The organism is Natronospirillum sp. (genome assembly GCF_022565775.1).
GTDB lineage: Bacteria > Pseudomonadota > Gammaproteobacteria > Pseudomonadales > Natronospirillaceae > Natronospirillum.
Window position 1 is genome coordinate 1 of record NZ_JAIUMC010000056.1, and the last position, 19564, is coordinate 19564.

General features: G+C 58.5%; 19 protein-coding genes. 11 read left to right on the forward strand and 8 right to left on the reverse strand.

Annotated features, from left to right (window positions below; all coding sequences use genetic code 11):
• The 3 genes from LAT62_RS10950 to glnK form a co-directional block, all read left to right on the forward strand.
• Positions 1–332: P-II family nitrogen regulator (locus LAT62_RS10950; protein WP_293383385.1), on the forward strand; the 332-nt coding region annotated here is incomplete at its 5' end.
• 20 nt (positions 333–352) lie between these two features.
• Positions 353–1582 (forward strand): ammonium transporter, encoded by a 1230-nt coding sequence (locus LAT62_RS10955; protein WP_293383388.1) that lies wholly within the window; start codon positions 353–355, stop codon positions 1580–1582.
• 162 nt (positions 1583–1744) lie between these two features.
• Positions 1745–2083, forward strand: a complete 339-nt coding sequence (gene glnK, locus LAT62_RS10960; RefSeq protein WP_293383391.1) for a P-II family nitrogen regulator — start codon at positions 1745–1747, stop codon at positions 2081–2083.
• Between the two features lie 6 nt (positions 2084–2089).
• Here the strand turns inward: glnK and LAT62_RS10965 are convergent, their stop codons facing one another.
• The 4 genes from LAT62_RS10965 to LAT62_RS10980 form a co-directional block, all read right to left on the reverse strand.
• Positions 2090–4216, reverse strand: coding sequence for a RelA/SpoT family protein (locus LAT62_RS10965; RefSeq protein WP_293383394.1), 2127 nt, complete (start codon positions 4214–4216; stop codon positions 2090–2092).
• Positions 4217–4390: 174 nt separating this feature from the next.
• Positions 4391–4606, reverse strand: a complete 216-nt coding sequence (gene rpoZ, locus LAT62_RS10970; RefSeq protein WP_293383397.1) for a DNA-directed RNA polymerase subunit omega — start codon at positions 4604–4606, stop codon at positions 4391–4393.
• 110 nt (positions 4607–4716) lie between these two features.
• Positions 4717–5346, reverse strand: a complete 630-nt coding sequence (gmk, locus tag LAT62_RS10975; RefSeq protein ID WP_293383400.1) for a guanylate kinase — start codon at positions 5344–5346, stop codon at positions 4717–4719.
• A gap of 19 nt (positions 5347–5365) precedes the next feature.
• The gene (locus tag LAT62_RS10980) at positions 5366–6232 is read right to left on the reverse strand and encodes a YicC/YloC family endoribonuclease (RefSeq protein WP_293383403.1); all 867 of its coding nucleotides are present in this window, start codon (positions 6230–6232) and stop codon (positions 5366–5368) included.
• A 363-nt stretch (positions 6233–6595) separates the two neighbouring features.
• Between LAT62_RS10980 and LAT62_RS10985 the strand changes: the two genes are divergently transcribed.
• The 6 genes from LAT62_RS10985 (at position 6596) to LAT62_RS11010 (ending at position 13224) form a co-directional block, all read left to right on the forward strand.
• On the forward strand, positions 6596–7885 hold the full coding sequence (locus LAT62_RS10985) for an ABC transporter substrate-binding protein (RefSeq protein WP_293383406.1): 1290 nt from the start codon (positions 6596–6598) through the stop codon (positions 7883–7885).
• Between the two features lie 146 nt (positions 7886–8031).
• Complete coding sequence (locus LAT62_RS10990) at positions 8032–9033, forward strand: carbohydrate ABC transporter permease (protein ID WP_293383409.1); 1002 nt, start codon at positions 8032–8034, stop codon at positions 9031–9033.
• Between the two features lie 10 nt (positions 9034–9043).
• Positions 9044–10207: a carbohydrate ABC transporter permease gene (locus tag LAT62_RS10995; RefSeq protein ID WP_293383412.1), complete on the forward strand. Its 1164-nt coding sequence runs from the start codon at positions 9044–9046 to the stop codon at positions 10205–10207.
• Between the two features lie 152 nt (positions 10208–10359).
• Positions 10360–11394, forward strand: a complete 1035-nt coding sequence (locus LAT62_RS11000; protein WP_293383415.1) for a LacI family DNA-binding transcriptional regulator — start codon at positions 10360–10362, stop codon at positions 11392–11394.
• Between the two features lie 130 nt (positions 11395–11524).
• Positions 11525–12814 (forward strand): ABC transporter substrate-binding protein, encoded by a 1290-nt coding sequence (locus tag LAT62_RS11005; RefSeq protein WP_293383418.1) that lies wholly within the window; start codon positions 11525–11527, stop codon positions 12812–12814.
• 221 nt (positions 12815–13035) lie between these two features.
• On the forward strand, positions 13036–13224 hold the full coding sequence (locus LAT62_RS11010) for a hypothetical protein (protein ID WP_293383422.1): 189 nt from the start codon (positions 13036–13038) through the stop codon (positions 13222–13224).
• A 4-nt stretch (positions 13225–13228) separates the two neighbouring features.
• On the opposite strand, the gene LAT62_RS11015 is transcribed toward LAT62_RS11010, so the two are convergent.
• The gene (locus tag LAT62_RS11015; RefSeq protein ID WP_293383425.1) at positions 13229–13915 is read right to left on the reverse strand and encodes a hypothetical protein; all 687 of its coding nucleotides are present in this window, start codon (positions 13913–13915) and stop codon (positions 13229–13231) included.
• 177 nt (positions 13916–14092) lie between these two features.
• Here LAT62_RS11015 and LAT62_RS11020 point away from each other — a divergent pair, with 177 nt between their 5' ends.
• Positions 14093–15496, forward strand: coding sequence for an MATE family efflux transporter (locus tag LAT62_RS11020; protein WP_293383429.1), 1404 nt, complete (start codon positions 14093–14095; stop codon positions 15494–15496).
• A gap of 9 nt (positions 15497–15505) precedes the next feature.
• On the opposite strand, the gene LAT62_RS11025 is transcribed toward LAT62_RS11020, so the two are convergent.
• Genes LAT62_RS11025 through LAT62_RS11035 form a run of 3 tightly spaced genes read right to left on the reverse strand, consistent with a single transcriptional unit; the run spans position 15506 to position 18467 of the window.
• Positions 15506–16549, reverse strand: a complete 1044-nt coding sequence (locus tag LAT62_RS11025; RefSeq protein WP_293383432.1) for a M20/M25/M40 family metallo-hydrolase — start codon at positions 16547–16549, stop codon at positions 15506–15508.
• The gene (locus tag LAT62_RS11030) at positions 16546–17778 is read right to left on the reverse strand and encodes a M20 family metallo-hydrolase (RefSeq protein WP_293383435.1); all 1233 of its coding nucleotides are present in this window, start codon (positions 17776–17778) and stop codon (positions 16546–16548) included. The genes LAT62_RS11025 and LAT62_RS11030 overlap by 4 nt, the downstream gene beginning before the upstream one ends.
• On the reverse strand, positions 17775–18467 hold the full coding sequence (locus LAT62_RS11035; protein ID WP_293383438.1) for a DUF1028 domain-containing protein: 693 nt from the start codon (positions 18465–18467) through the stop codon (positions 17775–17777). Before LAT62_RS11035 ends, LAT62_RS11030 begins: the two co-directional genes overlap by 4 nt.
• A gap of 183 nt (positions 18468–18650) precedes the next feature.
• Between LAT62_RS11035 and LAT62_RS11040 the strand changes: the two genes are divergently transcribed.
• Positions 18651–19564, forward strand: a 914-nt coding sequence (locus LAT62_RS11040; RefSeq protein WP_293383441.1) for an ABC transporter substrate-binding protein, incomplete at its 3' end; no start/stop codon positions are given.

Here is a 19564-nt window from a genome sequence, read left to right on the forward strand (position 1 = left end):
TGGTCACTGCGATAATCAAGCCTTTCAAGCTTGACGATGTGCGTGAAGCCCTGTCTGACATTGGGGTGCAAGGCATTACCGTGACCGAAGTCAAAGGCTTCGGGCGTCAGAAAGGTCACACGGAACTGTACCGCGGCGCGGAATACGTCGTGGATTTCCTGCCCAAGGTCAAGGTTGAGATTGCTGTCGATGACAGCTCTCTGGATCAGGTCCTTGAAGCCATTACCAAGGCGGCCAACACCGGCAAGATCGGAGACGGCAAAATCTTTGTCTCTGTACTGGAGCAGGCCATCCGCATTCGTACCGGTGAAACCGGTAAAGACGCTATTTAAGCCAAGGGGGTACGATAACAATGGAAGCCTTAGAAACTGTGTTTGAAGTCCAGTACGCCCTGGATACGTTCTACTTTCTGATCTGTGGTGCTCTGGTCATGTGGATGGCCGCCGGCTTTGCCATGCTGGAGTCCGGCCTGGTGCGCGCCAAGAACACCACTGAAATTCTGACCAAGAACTTTTCACTGTTCGCGATCGCCAGCATCATGTACATGGTGGTAGGTTACCAGCTCATGTATGGCGGTGGTCTCTTCCTGGCCGGCATCACTGGTTCCGGTGTTGAAGCCGGCTTCGAATACGAAGCAGAGGCTACGTTTGCACCGTCTGCAGACTTCTTCTTCCAGGTCGTGTTCGTGGCTACCGCCATGTCCATCGTCTCCGGTGCGGTCGCTGAGCGCATGAAGCTGTGGGCCTTCCTGGCCTTCGCAGTCGTCATGACCGGCTTCATCTACCCGATTCAGGGTGCCTGGAGCTGGGGCGGCGGCTTCCTGGACGAACTGGGTTATGCCGACTTTGCCGGTTCCGGTATCGTGCACATGGCGGGTGCTGCTGCAGCTCTGGCCGGTGTCATCGTGCTTGGTCCTCGTAAAGGCAAGTATGGCAAAGATGGTCAGATCAACGCGATCCCAGGTGCCAACCTGCCGCTGGCCACGCTGGGTACCTTCATCCTGTGGATGGGCTGGTTCGGTTTCAACGGTGGTTCTGTGCTGGCCACAGCGGCCTCGGACACCGCCAACGAAGTGGCTGTGGTGTTCATGAACACCAACATGGCCGCCTCTGGTGGTGCCATGACGGCACTGATCCTGTCACGCCTGATGTTCAAGAAGGCCGACCTGACCATGATCCTGAACGGCGCCCTGGCTGGCCTGGTGTCCATCACCGCAGGTCCTGAGTGGTCAACTCCGCTGGTGGCTACCCTGATCGGCGGCGTCGGCGGCATCCTGGTCGTGCTGTCCATCGTGGCGTTGGACAAGCTGAAGATCGACGATCCGGTCGGTGCCATCTCCGTACACGGCAGCGCCGGTATCTGGGGGATCCTGGCCGTCACCTTCGGTGGTGCCAGCCTGACCAGTCAGTTGATCGGCATTGGTGCCATCTTCGGCTGGGTCTTCGTTGCTTCCCTGATCGTCTGGTTCGCCCTGAAGCTGATCATGGGCATCCGGGTTGCTGAAGACGTCGAGTACGAAGGTGTCGATCTCGCCGAGTGCGGTATGGAAGCTTACCCGGAGTTCACCTCCTCAGGTAAGTAAGTACCCGCTGACAGACAACACTCGTTACACAGCGATCTGAAAAAAAGGCACCCCACGGGGTGCCTTTTCTCGTTTTTGCGCGTCGTCTATTGCACCGCCGATTGTGCGCGCCAAGGGCTCGGTGGTACCTTTATCAGAGGAACCACCCATCAGGAGTCTTTGATGAAACTTGTCACCGCGATAATCAAACCGTTCAAACTCGATGATGTTCGTGAGTCATTGTCCGATATCGGAGTCCAGGGCATTACGGTCACCGAGGTCAAGGGCTTCGGGCGCCAAAAGGGCCATACCGAGCTTTATCGGGGCGCCGAGTATGTGGTGGATTTTCTGCCCAAGGTCAAAGTGGAAATCGCTGTGGCAGAAGACACGCTGGATACTGTCATAGAAGCCATTACCAAGGCCGCCAATACCGGCAAGATTGGTGACGGCAAGATCTGGGTCAGCACTCTGGAGCAGGTTCTGCGCATTCGCACCGGGGAAACAGGCGACGAGGCGCTCTAGTGGCCACTAGCGGCGAATGCGGTAGACCCGCACCACCTCGGTGAGGCGCCGCAGACGGCGAATGACCTGAGCCAGATGCTTCCGGTCATTCACGTTGACGCTGACCTGAATCTGGCTCACGACCGCGTCCTTTTCTTCCATGTTGACGGTTTCGATGTTTGAACCGGCGGTAGCGATTGTCGAGGCCACATTGGCCAGCACGCCGCGCTGACTGTGCACGATGATGCGCAGATCGGCATGGAAGTCGCCCCCCATGTCTTCATCCCACTCAAGATGCACGCACCGCTGGTGGTCACCTCGGAACTCTGCGATGTTCTTGCAGTTTTCCCGGTGGATGACCAGCCCCTTGCCCTTGGTGATGATGCCCACAATGGGATCTCCGGGAATGGGCGAGCAGCAGCGGGCATAGTTGAGGATCAGTTTTTCGGTGCCTTTCAGCGCCACCGGAGACGCCTTGTGCTCGGCGGCGCCCTCTGGTGTGATGTGGTTCAGTTGCTGCGCAAGTCGCTTGGCGACCACATAGCCCAGGCGGGTACCCAGACCGATGTCCTGATAGAGCACCTCCATCGAGGGCAGCTCCAGGTCGGCCAGCAGTTGATCCCATTGCGCACCCGTCACCCGCTCAAAAGACAAGCCGAACTGCTGCAAGGATTTGAGCAGCAGCTTGCGCCCGATGTCTTCGGACTCTTCACGATGCACACTTTTCAGATAGTGCCGGATGGCGCTCTTGGCCTTGCCGGTCACGACAAAATTCAGCCAGGCAGTATTGGGTCGTGCGGTCTTGGTGGTGATGACCTTGACCGAATCGCCACTTTCCAGCGGCTGGCTGAGCGGCCAGTACTTGCGGTTGACCAGGCAGCCCACGCAACTGTTGCCAATATCGGTATGCACCGCATAGGCAAAGTCGACCGGCGTGGCGCCGCGAGGCAGCTCCATGATGCGCCCCTTTGGAGTGAATACATAGATCTCGTCGGGGAACAGGTCGACCTTGACGTGCTCAATGAACTCTATGCTGCTGTTGGCCTGCTGCTGAATCTCCAGCAGGCCATTGATCCAGCGGCGTGCCCGCGCCTGTGCCGGCGTGGGGTTCTGCGAATCGTTTTCCTTGTACAGCCAGTGGGCGGCAATGCCGTGATTGGCCATGGCATCCATGTCCCGGGTGCGAATCTGCACTTCAATATGAATGCCGTTGTAACCGATGACGGTGGTATGAATGCTCTGGTACCCATTCACCTTGGGTACCGCAATATAGTCCTTGAAGCGCTTGAACACGGGTTTGAACAGGCTGTGTACCGCACCCAGCGCCTTGTAACAGTCCTCTACCGAATCAGCCACGATCCGGAAGGCATACACATCCATGATTTCGCGGAATGACTTGTGCTGCTCCAGCATCTTCAAATAAATGCCGTAGAGATGCTTTTCCCGGCCATAGACTTCCACCCCGTCGATGCCGAATTCAGTCATCCGCTTGGCCAGCGCCGTTTCGACCTGTTCCACGATCTCCTTGCGATTGCCCTTGGCCTTGGTGATGGCCGCGGAAATGCAGCGTGCCCGCATCGGGTAGAGCGCCGCAAAGGCGAGATTCTCGAGTTCGAGGCGAATGTCATTGATACCCAGACGCTGGGCTATGGGGGCGTAGATATCGAGCGTTTCCTGGGCGATGCGTTTCTTCTTTTCCGGTTTCAGTGGCGCCAGAGTGCGCATGTTGTGCAGCCGGTCTGCCAACTTGACCAGAATAACCCGCAGATCCTTGGCCATCGCCATGGCCATCTTCTGGAAATTTTCGGCCATTTCATGGCGCTTGTCTTCAAACTCCAGGTGCGTCAGCTTGGACACCCCGTCCACCAGGCTGGCCACGCCATCGCCAAACTGAACAGCCATGGCTTCGCGGGTCATGGGGGTGTCTTCCAGCACATCGTGCAGCATGGCTGCCATCAGGCTTTGATGGTCCATGTGCATTCGGGCCAGGATGTTGGCGACCGCCAGAGGGTGGATGATATAGGGCTCGTTGCTGGCGCGCTTCTGGCCGTAATGCGCCTGCTCGGCGAAATAGTAGGCGCGCCGCACCCGATTTATCTTTTCCGGGGACAGGTAACTTTCAAGACTTTCGGCTAATGCTTCTACAGTGGGCACTCTGGTTTCCGTCCGGCAAGGCCGTCATGAGTCTCTGATTCTAGAGACTCTGTACCGTCGCCACAATCGAATCCACCATCATCAGATGCAAAAAAGGCGCAATATCCTGCGAGACATTGCGCCTTTTCCTGCCGGTTGTGTCTGTATCCATGCGCCCGCAGGCGAAGCGAAGGGCTATTCCTCTACCGGAGCAGACATGATCTCGTCGACCGAAATCTTGTTGTCTGCCAGTTCCCGCAGAGCGACTACAGTCGGTTTGTCATTGTCTTCGGCCACACGGGCGTCAGCGCCCTGATTGGCCAACTGCCGGGCACGGCGCGAAGCGACCATGATCAGTTCGAAACGGTTGTCGACGTGTTGCAGGCAATCTTCAACAGTTACTCGTGCCATGCGGATCTACCTTCAATATCGGGGGATGTTCAACGGGAGCGGAATGATACCCGAACGGGGCGGCGCGCTCAACACAGAACTGTTGCGCAGTGTAACCTCCTGACAAGGCTTCATGCCATCAGAGACTGCAGCAGATCACCTCGCAGACGCTGCTGCATGGGCGTACGCATGCGTTGTGCAGTAAAGATGGCACAGAGCTCATCCAGTGCCTTGTAGAAGTCGTCATTGATGATCAGGTAATCATACTCGGCAAAATGCGACATCTCGCTGCGCGCATCGCGCATGCGCCGCGCGATGACCTCTTCACTGTCCTGAGCCCGCTTCTGCAGACGCTCCTGCAATGCCTCGAGCGACGGTGGCAGAATGAAGACACTCTGTGCTTCCGACATCTGTGCTCGTACCTGCTCCGCACCTTGCCAGTCTATCTCCAGAATAACGTCGTGCCCCTGGTCAAGCTGGCGTTCGACATAGCTGCGCGAGGTGCCATAGTAGTTGTCGAACACCTGCGCATGCTCCAGAAAATCGCCACGCTCGACCTGCTGTTCAAAGGCAGCAGTATCCACAAAATGATAATGCTCACCCTGAGTCTCTCCGGGGCGCATCGGTCGAGTGGTGTGCGATATGGACAGAAAAACAAAGGGCAGCCGCTTGATCAGGGCATTGACCAGACTGCTCTTGCCGGCACCAGAGGGCGCCGACACAATATACAAAATGCCGCGGGCATCAGGGGTTGCGGTCATGTTCAGGGCTCCTCACCCGTTATTCGATGTTCTGGATCTGCTCGCGCATCTGTTCGATCAGCACTTTCAGAGCAATGGCAGACTGTGTAAAGGCTGATTGGCTGGCCTTTGAGGCCAGGGTATTTGCTTCACGATTGAACTCCTGCATCAGAAAGTCCAGACGGCGGCCAATGGGCTCCTGCCGGGCAAGCACTTTCCGCGTCTCCGCCACATGTGCGGCCAGGCGATCGATTTCTTCCGCCACATCCGACTTCTGCAACAACAGCGCAATCTCCTGTTGCAGCCGGTCCGGGTCCACCTCTGCCTGCAGTCTGGCCAGGCGCTCCTGCAGACGATCTGACAGGTGCTGCTGCAGGTTGGCTGAACCGGCACGCAAGTCACTCACTATGGCGTCTATGTCATCCAGGCGTTGCTCGATCGACCGGGCCAGTGCATCACCCTCGCGCTCCCGATGTGCCTGCAGGTCGTCCAGCGCCTGAGTGAAAAGCGGCTGCACAATGCGGTACAGATCGTCATCTTCCAGAGCCGGCTCCGCCAGCACGCCCGGCCAGGCGAGCAAGGTCGCGACATCCGGCTCCCGGCCTCCGGGCACCGCCTTTGCCACTTCATCCAGGGCCACACGCAACGCCTGCAGGCGAGGCAGATTGACCGTGATGTCGCTGGCAGGACCACCTTCCTGCTGCCAGCGCACCACCACATCCACCTTGCCACGAGCAAGGCGTTGGCGCGCCGCCTCGCGCAGCCACGGCTCCGCAACGCGCAGTGCTTCTGGCACCCGAGGGGTGACTTCCAGATACCGATGATTGACCGTCCTGATTTCTATCGACAACGGGCTGCCGGCCAACTGGCCAGTGACTCTGGCAAACCCGGTCATGCTGTGCGCCATAGCATGGTCCTTGCGACTGTTTGGCACAGATTAGCATATTTCAGGAAGACTGCGGTTATCGACGGAAGGCAAGCGCTTACACCGGCTTTAGTAATGATTAAGCTTCTTTTTTATAAGAAATCATTCTAAAAAAAGCGGTTTGCGAATTTAGCAGACCGCTTCTTAATCGTTTAAGATGATTCAGGACAGTTTCTGCTGCGACAAGCAGAAACCATGTCGGCTGGTGACGGCTTGCCCACGCTGTCGGCTGGCCAGTCAGCAGTTACATGTTGGTTCACATACAAACACAACAGGAACACAACAATGATAAAGAAGAGAACGCTCGCAGTTGCAATCACATCCGCCGCACTGGCAACGGGTGCAATGGCTCAAGACCTGCACTTCCCCATCGGCGAAGGCCCCTTTAGCTGGGATTGGCTTGAGGAATTCGAGAATCTGGACCTGTCTGGTCAGACCGTGACCATCACCGGCCCCTGGCTGGGTGGTGAGCAGGATTCCATTCGCCGCGTACTGGCCTACTTTGAAGACGCCACCGGCGCCAATGTCGACTACTCCGGCTCTGACAGCTTCGAGCAGCAGATCCAGGTAGATACGCAGGCTGGCAGCCCGCCGAACATGGCCATCTTCCCGCAGCCTGGTCTGGCTGAAGATCTGGCCCGTCAGGACCTGCTGGTACCCCTGGGCAGCGATGCTGCTGACTGGGTCCGGGAGAACTTCTCCGACGGTGACGGCTGGGCCGATCTCGGTACCTTCGAGAACAGCTCTGGTGAAGAAGACTTCTACGGCGTCATGTACCGGGTCGATCTGAAGTCACTGGTCTGGTACGTACCGGACAACTTCGAAGACTACGGCTATGAAGTGCCCACCAGCATGGAAGAAATGATCGCCCTGAGTGATCAGATGGTCGCCGACGGTGAAACTCCGTGGACCATTGGTCTGGGTTCAGGTGCCGCCACCGGCTGGCCGGGTACCGACTGGATCGAAGATCTGATGCTGCGTCTGCACGAGCCGGAAGTCTATGACGGCTGGGTTACCAACGACATTCCGTTCAACGATCCGCGCGTGATTGAAGCCATCGAACTCTTCGGTGAATTCGCTCGCAACCCGGATTATGTTGCCGGCGGTCCGCAGGCTGTAGCCACCACGGACTTCCGTGATGCGCCACAGGCCCTGTTCGACATCCCGCCCCGTGCTTTCATGCACCGTCAGGCCAACTTCATCCCCGCTTTCTTCCCGGATGATGTTGTGGTCGGAGAAGACGTAGACTTCTTCTACATGCCTTCCTACGACGGAAAAGACCTGGGTGATCCGGTACTGTCTGCCGGTACCATGATGGCCATCACTCGTGACTCCAACGCCACGCGTGCACTGATGCAGTTCCTGCAGACGCCGCTGGCACACGAACTGTGGATGGCTCAGGGTGAGTTCCTGACTGTTCACCTGGGTGCCAATACAGAAGCGTACGCAAGCGACGTACTGCGCCGTCAGGGTGAAATCCTGCTGGGTGCTGATACCGTTCGTTTCGACGCATCTGACATGATGCCCGCCGCCATCGGTGCCGGTACTTTCTGGACAGGCATGGTCGACTTTGTCGGCGGCGCTTCTGCTCAGGAAATTGCTGATGACATCCAGCGGAGCTGGGACGACCTGTAAGCCGCAGTCACTGACTGTTTAGGCAAGCAGAAACGTACCGTCAATACACCCTGCGTTCTACGGAACGCAGGGTGTATTCCCTGGAGTGCCTGTTCTCTGCAGTCTGACCCCAACACTATAAATAATAATGTTCCCGGAGGCTTACTGTGCTTCAGCAACTTATCCTGGCCGCGTGGGCTATTGCACTGGCCATAGGCCTGTCCGCGCTTTTCTTTATCGGCTCGAACGTTTTGCTCGACCGAACACTTTCCAGCGATCATATCCGTGATGATGATGACCGCTCACGTCGCGACGATTTGCGGGAATCCATCAGACCCTGGATCTTTATCGGCCCGGCCCTGTTGATTCTCACGCTGTACCTGGTCGTGCCCGTGATCTATACCCTGTGGTTGTCCATGAACAGCCGTGCCGGTTTTGTCGGCCTGGCCAATTACACCTGGGCGTTCAACAATCGGGGTTTCCAGATTTCCGTGCGCAACAATCTGCTTTGGCTGATTGTCGTGCCAACACTGAGCACTCTGTTCGGTCTGGTTATCGCTTATCTGACTGACCGGATGTGGTGGCGCAACATTGCGCGCTCTCTGATATTTCTGCCCATGGCCATTTCGTTTGTGGGTGCCAGTGTCATCTGGCGCTTCATCTACGACTATCGTGGTGGTACCGATCAGCAGATTGGTCTGCTGAACGCGGTCATCGTTGCCTTTGGCGGTGAGCCGCAAGCATGGATTTCCGTGCAACCGCTGAACAACTTCCTGTTGATGGCCATCATGGTCTGGATTCAGACCGGGTTTGCCATGGTCCTGCTGGGGGCCGCCATTCGAGGTGTGCCGGAAGACACCATTGAAGCCGCCAACATGGACGGGGCGAATGATTTTCAGATGTTCTACAAGATCGTTGTCCCTCAGGTCTGGGGTACTGTGGTTGTGGTCTGGACCACCATCACGGTTCTGGTGCTCAAGATCTTCGATGTGGTACTGGCCATGACCAATGGCCAGTGGCAAACGCAGGTTCTCGCCAATCTGATGTTCGACATCATGTTCCGAGCGGGTGACTTTGGGCGCGGCAGTACGGTTGCCGTGTTCATCATGATTGCCGTACTGCCCATCATGTGGTGGAACGTCCGGCAGGCACGCAAGGAAATGAGCTGAGGGTTGGACCATGATTAATGCACAAAGATTTTCCGTATCAAGCGGTATCAAGCACCTGATCGTCCTGGCCTTTGTTGTGCTCTGGACACTGCCGACCGCGGGCCTGCTGGTCAGTTCGGTACGCGATGCCGATCAGTTGATCGTGTCGGGCTGGTGGACGGCCCTGGTGGCGACTGAACGCAACGCGGCCCACCGAACCGGCACTGCCGACTCACAGGTGGAAGTCGACAATCAATTTCGCATTGATGGCGAATTCTTCCGCGAAGACTCGGGCCGGACCGTGGTCTCCTGGGGCACCGGCGGGCGCAACCTGGACGAGTTTCAGGCGGGCGACACCTGGGTGCAAGACGATGGCTCGCGGCTGACGGTGAACGAGGATGGCAGCTATGTTTGGCTGTCGGAGCAACCCTTCGAGCATGCCAGGGGCATTCGCCTGTTCTACATCGCCGCCATTCCCCCGCGCTTTACCATGGCCAACTATGAACGGGTATTGGCAGCGGAAGGCATCGGCAGAGCGTTTGTGAACTCGGTGACGGTGACCCTGCCGGCCACCTTCATTCCCATACTGATTGCGGCGTTCGCGGCTTATGCCCTGTCGTGGATGAATTTCTGGGGACGTTCGTTCTTCCTGGCCGCGATTGTAGGCCTGCTGGTGGTCCCGCTGCAGATGGCCCTCATTCCGGTACTGAGTACCTACAACTGGCTGGGCCAGACCTGGGTGGGCAGTTTGGGCTGGGAGCCCCGATCCTATCTCGGGGTCTGGCTCGCGCACACCGGCTTTGGTTTGCCTCTGGCCGTCTATCTGTTGCGCAACTACATGGCAGGACTGCCGCGTGAAATCATGGAATCAGCCCGTATGGACGGGGCTACCCATTTCAAGATCTTCATCACGATCGTGCTGCCGCTGTCCGTGCCTGCTTTGGCTTCCTTCGCCATCTTCCAGTTCCTCTGGGTCTGGAATGATCTGCTGGTCGCCATTGTGTTCCTCGGACAGGGTGAAGGCCGCACGGTACTGACGGCTCAACTGCGCGAACTGTTGGGCTCAAGGGGCGACAACTGGGAGATTCTGACCAGTGGTGCCTTTGTCACGATGATTGTGCCGTTGCTCGTGTTCATCTCGATGCAGCGTTACTTTGTTCGCGGCATGCTGGCCGGCTCAGTCAAGGGCGGCTGAACCGTCAGAAGGCCCGGGATACAACGACAAATACCCCGGGCTTCTTCCGACGTGTACATAAAAAGGAGCGGCAGCAGTTCAGCCGACACGCAGACAAAGGGGCCGCCAGGAAGGCGGCACCCTGTTCTGCCTATCCTGTGCAGGTACACACAATGAGACTGACACTAAAAGACCTGGCGCGAGAGCTGGGCGTGTCAACGGCTACCGTATCCAATGCCTTCAGCCGGCCTGACCAGCTATCCTCAGAGCTTCGTGAGCGAATTCTGGCGGAAGCGGAAAGACTCGGTTATCAGGGCCCCAATGCGACTGCGCGCAGCCTGCGCCGGGGCCAGACGGGCATCATCGGGCTGGTACTGGCTGATCGCCTGCAATACAACTTCGAAGACCCGGTAGCCACCCGGTTCCTGCATGGTGTGTCCGAAGTATTTGACCAACAGAACATCAACATGCTGCTCTTGCCCAGTCGCAGCGAGTTCTATATGGGTCAGAGTTTCGACAGTCTGGCTGATGGCTATATCATTTACGGGCCACCCCGGGATTCCCGAATTCTCGACAAGGTAACGGCCCGTCGCAAACCTGCCGTGACCGTCGACTTCAACCTGGAAGGTCTGCGCTCCCTGAACATCGACAATTACGCTGGCGCCCATCTGGCGGCCAGCCATGGACTGACCCGCACCGATGGACAGATTGCCATCATCGGATTGCGCCTGGTGAACGGGGCCTCCCAGATTGGCCGTATCTCCGATCAGCCGCTGAACAGCCCTGAGGAGTCGGTCTCCATGCGGCGTCTTGACGGCTACCAGTCCGCCTTGCGTGAGGCGGGGCGGGAACTGCCTCCAGAATGGATATGGAATGCGCCGGAAAGCCGCTATGAGCTGGGCTATCAGGCCGCCCGGGAAGCGTTGCTGAGCGAGCCACGACCCGAGTTGCTGCTCTGCATGAGCGATCGGCTGGCGCTGGGTGCTGTAGCCGCCGCGCAGGACATGGGGCTGATGATACCGGATGACCTGAAGGTCATCGGGTTCGATGATATACCCACTGCAGCTTATCAACGCCCGGCGCTTACGACGATTCATCAGCCACAGCACGAGAAGGGCCGGCAGGCCGCACGCATGGTGCTCGGGCTGAACAACCGTAGCCGGGATATCGTGCTCGAAGCAAGACTCATCGTGCGCGACTCTTGCTAGGCAAGCAGGGCATCGAGGTATGTTACAATCTGATTAAGAGACCCTGCTATATCGACTGGACAACAATAAAAACGACAGGAAGTCCATCTCATCAAGGATGAGCAAACGATCAGCGCAGCAGAGTATTACTATGACAGTCAAAACACTATTTTCGACCGCTTTTGCAGCGGGGTCGATACTGCTTGCCGGCAGTATGGCCAATGCCCAGTCTACTACCCTGACCATTGCCTGCGGGGCGGTCGGGGTCGAATTCGAACAATGCCAGGCCGATGTGCAGATTTGGGAAGAAATGACCGGCCACTCGGTAGAAATACTGCGGCTTCCCGACGCCACCAATGAACGGCTGGACCTTTACCAGGATCTGCTCAGCTCCGAATCCCCCGATCTGGATGTGTATCAGTTGGATGTCGTCTGGGCGGGGTTGCTGGCCCACGACCTGGTCGACTTCACACCCTATCTGGACGCCAACAGCCCTGAGTTCTTCGAGGGTCTGATCGAAAACAACACGATTCAGGACCGGCTGATAGCCCTGCCCTGGTTCATTGATACCGGGCTGCTCTATTATCGAACCGACCTGCTGGAAGCCCATGGCAGAAGCGTCCCGGAAACCTGGGATGAGCTGACCGAAACATCCCGGTTCATCATGCAACAGGAGGCCTCCGGCTTGAGCGGCGACAGCCTTTGGGGGTTTGTCTGGCAGGGCGACAGCTATGAGGGGCTGACGTGTGATGCTATCGAATGGTTTCACAGCTACACCGGCACTACCTTTGTGGAGCCCGACCTGTCGATCACCATTAATCAGCCGGGCAACGTACAGGCACTCGAACTCGCAACCTCATGGGTAGGCTCCATCAGCCCGCCAGAGACCGTGCAGCACAAGGAAGAAGACAGTCGAGCCATTTTCCAACGCGGCGACGCGGTCTTTATGCGCAATTGGCCCTATGCCTGGAATACAGGGCAACAGGAAGACAGCCCGATTCGCGGCCGCATCGGTATTGCACCGCTGCCGAGTGGCCCGGCAGGTTCGGCAGCCTGCCTGGGTGGCTGGCAGCTTGCGGTATCCCGTCATTCTGACAATGTGGACCTGGCCGTTGATCTGGTGAAGTTCCTGACCAATGAAGAAAGCCAAAAACGGCGGGCACTGGATTCGGGCTACAATCCGTCGATTCCTGCCTTGTATGATGACGCAGACCTGCTGGCCGAGTTCCCGCAGTTCGAGCAGTTGGTAGAGGTCTTTCAGGGCGGTGTAGCGCGCCCCGCCAGCGCAACGGGCAGAGGGTATCCGCTGGTGTCACGGATCATTCAAAGGAATGTCCATCGGGCACTGACAGGTGATGCCAGTGCCGCTGATGCACTGCAGAACATGCAGACACAACTGGTGCGCCAGAGTCATTGGTACGGTCACCAGCCCTTGCCCTGATCACGACACAACACCAGGGAAACCGGCATGCAGAATGCTTGTTTCCCTGTTCGTGCACTTGCTCACATTTCCGACCTTTCCTGTTCCCCGCTTTGTTGAACCATGGACCGGTTCACATTTTGCCCCGGCAAAACAGCTAAACTTGTCGGCAGGCTGAAGCCATTCAGGTTTCAATCTCCTCAACTCAACGCGTCATCCCGACGGCATGCATGGAGCAGACAGTGACCATTGAGCAATTACTACAGCAGCCACCACAGCAGTTGGCAGAAAGGCTGAACAGCACCCTGGAACAGCAGAATATCGATCTGGAAAAATGGCTGGAACAGCAGGATATCGACCGCGAATCACTGCTCCGCTATCTGGAAGCCAGTGGTTATGCCTATCTGCCCTTTCGCAACCGGATCGAATGACCGCTCAGAACCGGCGATTGGCGGACACGCCCACCTGGAAAAAGTCCTGGTCAATGGCAACCTCGCCATCGAGGCCCAATGACCACTCACGCCCGGGGAGCAGCCATTCGCCGGTCACCGTCCATTGGTCATCGTCGTTGGCCCACTCGTAATAACGCAGCGTGATCCCGGCCTCGGTGCCGGAACGCTGCGGCTTTGCGTGCAGACCTGCTTCATACCAGTTGTAGGCCACCCGCAACCCTGAAAACTCGCTGCCCGTGTCATCGACAGACAAGCGCCCACGATACCACCGGGCAGCGGCACTGCCATAGATCACACGCTCCGTTGGCCACAGCAGCCTGCCACCATAATGCAGGGTTTGCTGGGTCACCCGATATTCGCTGTCTGATTCGAACGTCAACGTCTCGGATTGATGCTGCCCACCCAGTTCCAGCGCGGCCCAGGGCGCCAGCATCCAGTAACCGGCCAGACCCAGTTGATAGCCGATACCGACCAGATCCTCCTCTGGTGCAATGACAACACCCCCCCCACGCAACTGCAGACGATTGAACAAAGCCGGCGGATCATCCTCGTCAACGGCGATAACCGGATTGGCCCCCACCGTCGAGGGATAGGCAAGCAGGCATGTCAGCAGACACGGGATCAGGGCCGCCAGTGGCCGGGGCCGGGTAAAGCAATTGGGGTTTTTCACTCACTCTCCTCAAGCGCGGACGGGTGCACTGCTCGCATCCATGCCCGCGCATCATGCCAAGACCTGTATCACAAGGCAATATGTGGCTCCAACGGGTCGCGAATTCCACCCACACTGGGCCCGGCCGAGTCTATCCGGCACTGGCATACTGTCACTTTTTCGGAGAATCCTGTGCGTTTGCCGTTTCGCCCAGACCAGCCCTCCCGTCTGCAGAGTCGACTGTTCAACCTGGCGTGGCCCATCATTCTGCAGATCTACCTGTTCCAGATGACGGGTGTGGTCGACAATCTGATGGTCGGACAGTTCGGCGAGCAGACCATAGCGGCACTCGGCATCTGCCTGCAACTGAACTTCTTTGTCATTATCAGTTATGCGGCACTGACTCAGGGTGGCGCGGTGATGACGGCCCAGTTTCGCGGCGCGCGCAACAGGGAAGCGCTCAGAGAAACCGTAGCCACCCTTATCATTGCCGGCTTCCTGATCGGGCTGCTGCTGTGTGCCCTGTACCTGTTCGCCGGAGAATGGCTGCTGAGCCTGCTGACAACAGACCTGTTCCGGCCGCCCGAGCAGCGCTCCGCTCTGCCCGGACTGGGCTACGAATATCTGGCAGTGATCAGTGTCGGCGTGCTGTTCATGGCGCCCGGCCAGATCGCCATGCACCTGCTGCAGGCGCTCGGCGACACGCGTACACCCATGCGCCTGGCCCTCTATGCCAATGTATTCAATGTTGTCGGCAATTATATCTTCCTGTTTGGCGGCGCAGTACCCGGACTCACCGGCCCGCTGTTCGAACCCATGGGGCTGCGCGGTGTGGCCATTGCCACCAGTCTCGCCTGGTGCGGACAGACACTGATGATGCTGGCCACATTGCTGCGCCACGAGCAGGTGGCCCTGTCATGGCGTGATTTGCGCGGGCTGGTCTGGACGCGCCTGCGGCGGGTGTTGCACATTGGCTATCCGCTGTCGCTGGACGGGTTTCTCTGGCAGGGGTCAGCCTTCGTATACGCCATGATGTTCAATCACGTCGGGGCCGAGGCTTATGCGGCCTTCCTGATTGCACTGATCATACGCAGTCTCTCGCTAGCGCCCGGCGCTGGCTATCAGCAGGCGATTGCGATTGCCGTGGGACAGTCACTGGGGGCCAATCATCGGCACCGGGCGCGCGCCTATGTGCGCGCCGGACTGCGCTCGGTGTCCGTCGTGCTACCCCTGCTGGGGCTGATCCTGTGGTTGCTGGCGCCCTGGTATCTGCAGTTGTATGACATCACGCCGGAAACCCGTTCGCGCATCATCTGGATGGTCGGTTTCGGTTGCCTCTACAGCCTCGCCACCGCCATGACCATCACCATACCGGGCGTACTGCGCTCAGGAGGTGACACCAAAGCACCCATGGTGATTACCACCCTGGGTTTTGCCGTGATCGGATTGCCGCTCAGCTATCTGCTGGGTATCCATCTTGGGTTCGGCCTGTGGGGCGTGTTTGCCGGATTTGCCGCCGACGAAATCGCCAAGGCGATCATCATGCGCCTCTACCTGCGTCGAGAGACCTGGCTGAACAATCTGGCTCGTGACACCGCCTGACGGTTCCCGTCAGTCGGCCCCGGGAGACAGCAGCCAGGCCATCAGCAAGCCGGTAACCGCGAGCAGGCTGTCGGTATGGGTGCGCTCATAGCCGTGTGTGCTCTCGGTGCCAAAACCCAGCAGGGCCGTGCGCGTATCATGGCCCGCCTTGAGCGCCGAGGAACAATCGCTGTGATAGTACCGAAACACATCTCTTACCAGGGGTATGTCAGCCGCTTTTGCCAGAGCTTCAAGTTGAGCCAGCAGCCCGGCACTGTGTGGTCCGGAGGCATCCTTGAAACCCAATGTCGCCCGCCTTTCGTCACTCGCCTGATTGGGCGCTACCGGGGCAATATCGACACTGATCAGATCCTGTACCGAGCGGGGCAGCATGGTGCCCGCCCCATGGCCGGTTTCTTCGGCATTGGTCAACGCAAAACACACCGGCACGGCGGGTGTCAATCCGGCGTCCTCAAGTCCATGCAGCGCTTCCAGCACACAGGCCAGAGCCGCCTTGTTGTCCAGAAACCGGCTGACCAGATAGCCATTGGGTAGAAGTTCCGGCTGCGGATCGATACAGACGATGTCGCCAGGTTGCACTCCCAGCGCGGCCGCATCTTCTCGACTGGCTATTGGCGCATCCAGCCTAAGCTCAACCTGATGCCATCCCACGGGCTGCTGATCCACATCGTCATTGTAGGCATGTCCCGACGCCAGCAGCGGCACTATGGTGCCCCGGATCTCGCCCTGTGTTGTTCGTACCGTGGCGCGCGCACCCTCGGCGAAGCGCGCCGACCAGGTGCCCAGCGGGGTCAGCTCCGGTCGACCATTGGCGCGCACCGACTGCACCATGGCCCCGAGTGTATCCATATGGGCAGCGATGGCCCTTCGGGGCTCACCCTCTCCCCATACAGCAGAAATATTGCCTCTGGCCCCCTGACTGATCCGACAGGGGAACGCGGCCAAGCGCTGCATCATGTCGGCCTCTATCGCCGCAGTATCACCAACCGGGCTGTCGATCAGCAGCAATTCATGCAGCGTGGCAAGCAACCTCTGCGCATCAGGCCTGATCACTGAGCCGCCTCCGTCCAACGCTCGAGGAAACGATCCAGTGTCTGCGCGGTTACCTCCAAATCGTCCACCGTCACAGCTTCATCCGGGTGATGACTGAGGCCATCCGTGCAGCGCATGAAAAGCATACCGATGTCGGTGAGACTCTCCATGGCAAGGCCATCATGGCCGGCGCCACTGAACAGATAACGAGTCTCAAGCCCCTGATCCTCTATCGCGGCAGCCAGGGTCGACTGAATGCGCGGCGAACAACTGACCTCGGTCTGCTCATAGTTGAGCCGATGCTCCCAGTCCAGGTTGCGCACCTGCAGAGCCACACCGATCTGTTGCAGCAAGGTGTCCCGAGCCTGGCGGCGAATGGACGTTTGCGGCGAGCGCAGCTCAAGACTCATTTCGACCGCACCGGGGATCACATTGACCGCGTTCGGAATCACCTTCAACTGACCCACCACCCCGACCAGTTCTTCGGTATCCCGACACAACTGATCGAGCAGCTGCACCACATCACTGGCGCCCACCAGGGCGTCACGGCGCAGATGCATGGGGGTGGTTCCGGCATGGCCCGCCTTGCCGATGATGCGCAGATCATGACGTTCGATGCCGGTGATGGCGGTCACGATACCGACTGGCAGATTTTCCGCCTCCAGTAGCGGACCCTGCTCGATATGCAGCTCCAGAAACCCGGAGACCTGCTGCGGATCTCGCGCCGCCGCCGGGATACTGGCCGGATCGGCGCCCAGATCCCGCAGCGCCTGCGCCATGGTGACACCCTCGACATCCGTGGCCTGCAGCAATGCCGAATCAAAGGTACCAGCCAGGGCAGCAGACCCCACCAGAGTAGAGGAGAAGCGGGTGCCTTCTTCATCGCTGAACGCCACCAGCTCAACCGGATAGGGCAGCGGGCGCCCTTCCGCGTGCCTTCGCTGCAACACCACCAGGGGCAGCAGCACCCCCATGATGCCGTCATAGCGACCTCCCTGACGCACCGTGTCCTGATGAGACCCGATGATCAGGGTGCGCTCGTTCGGATTCGACCCGACCCAGCGACCGACCAGATTTCCGGCGCCGTCCAGAGACACCTCGGCCCCGGCGTCAGCAAACCAGCGGCGCATCTCCACCAGCAGCGCCTGATGCTCAGCCGAACCCAGCACCCGGGTTACGCCCGGGCCCGGCTCGGAAAAGGTGGCCGCCCGATCCAGCAATAACATGGCTTCTTGACCCAAAGAACTCATTGATCCACCTCCTGATCACTGACCTGACCCCGTTTTTCGGGCTCGGTCGGGGTAGGGACACCCGCCAGAAAACCCTGAAATGCCGGTGTTCTGGTTTTCTGATAAACAGCTTCCAGCGCCAGCGTACAGTCTTTATCGGCCCAGTCCACACGCAGGTCTACCGGCGGCTGGTCCGGGTACAGCACCTTGAGCGATGCACTGTGTGAACCCCGAAAGTCACCGCCGGCCTCCTCGCCGGCCTGCAAAGCCGCCAGCAATCGTTCATGCATGGGCAATTCGTTATGGTCGAGATAGCAGTCCTGCATGACCTGCAGCACCTTTTCATCACTCAGCATATTGCCGGCGACGGCCAGATAATCTTCACAATGGTGCGCCATCTGCCCCAGATTGGCGCTCCCGGTGTGACCCGCGGTCTGACCCCAGCGATCACACACCACCACCTGACGGTAGTCGGATCCGCCGTCCATGCGTATCAGCTCATCGCGCACCGCACCAGCGTTGAAGCCGTTTTCCAGCATCTTCAGGCCACGCTCCCCATACAGCCAGTTGGTAAACGCACCCTGGGTGGCAATGACCCCTGCTCCGATTCTTGCATGAGTCACGAAGCCGCCGACGGCCACACTGCCAGTCGCCGTCGCCACACCCATGGCACCGCAGTCCGCATCATGGGCTATGATGGAATAGGTCATATCACCTTCTTGTTGGTTGTCTCTGCACTGTTCAAACAATTTATCACTATAAATACTATTGCGTCTAACTATTTATCATGATAAATCTGGTCAGGTCAGTCTGGCCGAGTTGCAATCGCAGGACTCCGTTTGCAGGCATTCCCGCCCGGACAAATCAGAAGAAAAACAGAGAGGCACCAAGCCGTGAGCACAAAACTTCAACGTACCGCACTCGCAGCGCTGGCCCTGGTCAGCTCGCTTGCATGGGCACAGACGCCCCCCAATGTGCTGGTGGTTGGGCAAATTGCCGAACCCCAGTCCCTGGACCCGCATGCAGTCACCGCAGTCAATGATTTCCGCATTCTGGTCAACATCTATGACGGCCTTGTTCGCTATGCGGACGGCACACTCGAAGTTGAGCCTGCCCTGGCCGAAAGCTGGGATGTCAGCGATGACGGCCTGGTTTACACCTTCCAACTGCGTGAAGGCGTCGAGTTCCACGATGGCACTCCGTTCAATGCAGAGGCGGTAGTGTTCAACTTCGAGCGCATGCTGGATGAGGATCATCCCTATCACGACACGGGTCCGTTTCCGCTGGCCTTCTATTTCGGTGAAGTCGATACCGTGGAAGCCACAGGTGACCATGAAGTGACCTTCACCCTGTCCGAACCCTTTGCGCCGTTCCTGTCCAACCTGGCTTATCCGACCGGGCTGCTGATTTCGCCTGACGCAGTCATGGAGCACGGTGAGGATGTCGGCCGCTCCCCGGCAGGCACCGGACCCTTCCAGTTCGAGGAATGGGTCAGCAATACCCGGGTCACGGTCAGTCGCAATGACAACTACTGGGAAGGCGCACCTGATCTGGAAGCCGTCATCTTCCGCCCGATCACCGATGGCAACACCCGTGTGGCAGAAATGATGGCTGGCGGTATCGACATGATGGTGGAGGTACCCCCGGATAATGTCAGCACTTTCCGCGACGATGCCATGTTCACTGTCTACGAGGAAGCGGGGCCGCACCTGTGGTTCCTGATTCTGAACATGAAGGAGGGCCCGATGCAGAGCCGCGAAGTGCGGCAGGCCATCAACTACGCGATCGACAAGGAGGCGCTGGTCAC

Excerpts from the sequence above, each read along its gene's own strand:
- LAT62_RS10995 (WP_293383412.1), top strand. The coding sequence starts at position 9,044 with ATGATTAATGCACAAAGATTTTCCGTATCAAGCGGTATCAAGCACCTG.
- LAT62_RS10980 (WP_293383403.1), bottom strand. The coding sequence starts at position 6,232 with ATGGCGCACAGCATGACCGGGTTTGCCAGAGTCACTGGCCAGTTGGCC.
- LAT62_RS11030 (WP_293383435.1), bottom strand. The coding sequence starts at position 17,778 with ATGAGTTCTTTGGGTCAAGAAGCCATGTTATTGCTGGATCGGGCGGCC.
- gmk (WP_293383400.1), bottom strand. The coding sequence starts at position 5,346 with ATGACCGCAACCCCTGATGCCCGCGGCATTTTGTATATTGTGTCGGCG.
- rpoZ (WP_293383397.1), bottom strand. The coding sequence starts at position 4,606 with ATGGCACGAGTAACTGTTGAAGATTGCCTGCAACACGTCGACAACCGT.
- glnK (WP_293383391.1), top strand. The coding sequence starts at position 1,745 with ATGAAACTTGTCACCGCGATAATCAAACCGTTCAAACTCGATGATGTT.
- LAT62_RS11035 (WP_293383438.1), bottom strand. The coding sequence starts at position 18,467 with ATGACCTATTCCATCATAGCCCATGATGCGGACTGCGGTGCCATGGGT.
- LAT62_RS10985 (WP_293383406.1), top strand. The coding sequence starts at position 6,596 with ATGGCTCAAGACCTGCACTTCCCCATCGGCGAAGGCCCCTTTAGCTGG.
- LAT62_RS11000 (WP_293383415.1), top strand. The coding sequence starts at position 10,360 with ATGAGACTGACACTAAAAGACCTGGCGCGAGAGCTGGGCGTGTCAACG.
- LAT62_RS11005 (WP_293383418.1), top strand. The coding sequence starts at position 11,525 with ATGACAGTCAAAACACTATTTTCGACCGCTTTTGCAGCGGGGTCGATA.
- LAT62_RS10955 (WP_293383388.1), top strand. The coding sequence starts at position 353 with ATGGAAGCCTTAGAAACTGTGTTTGAAGTCCAGTACGCCCTGGATACG.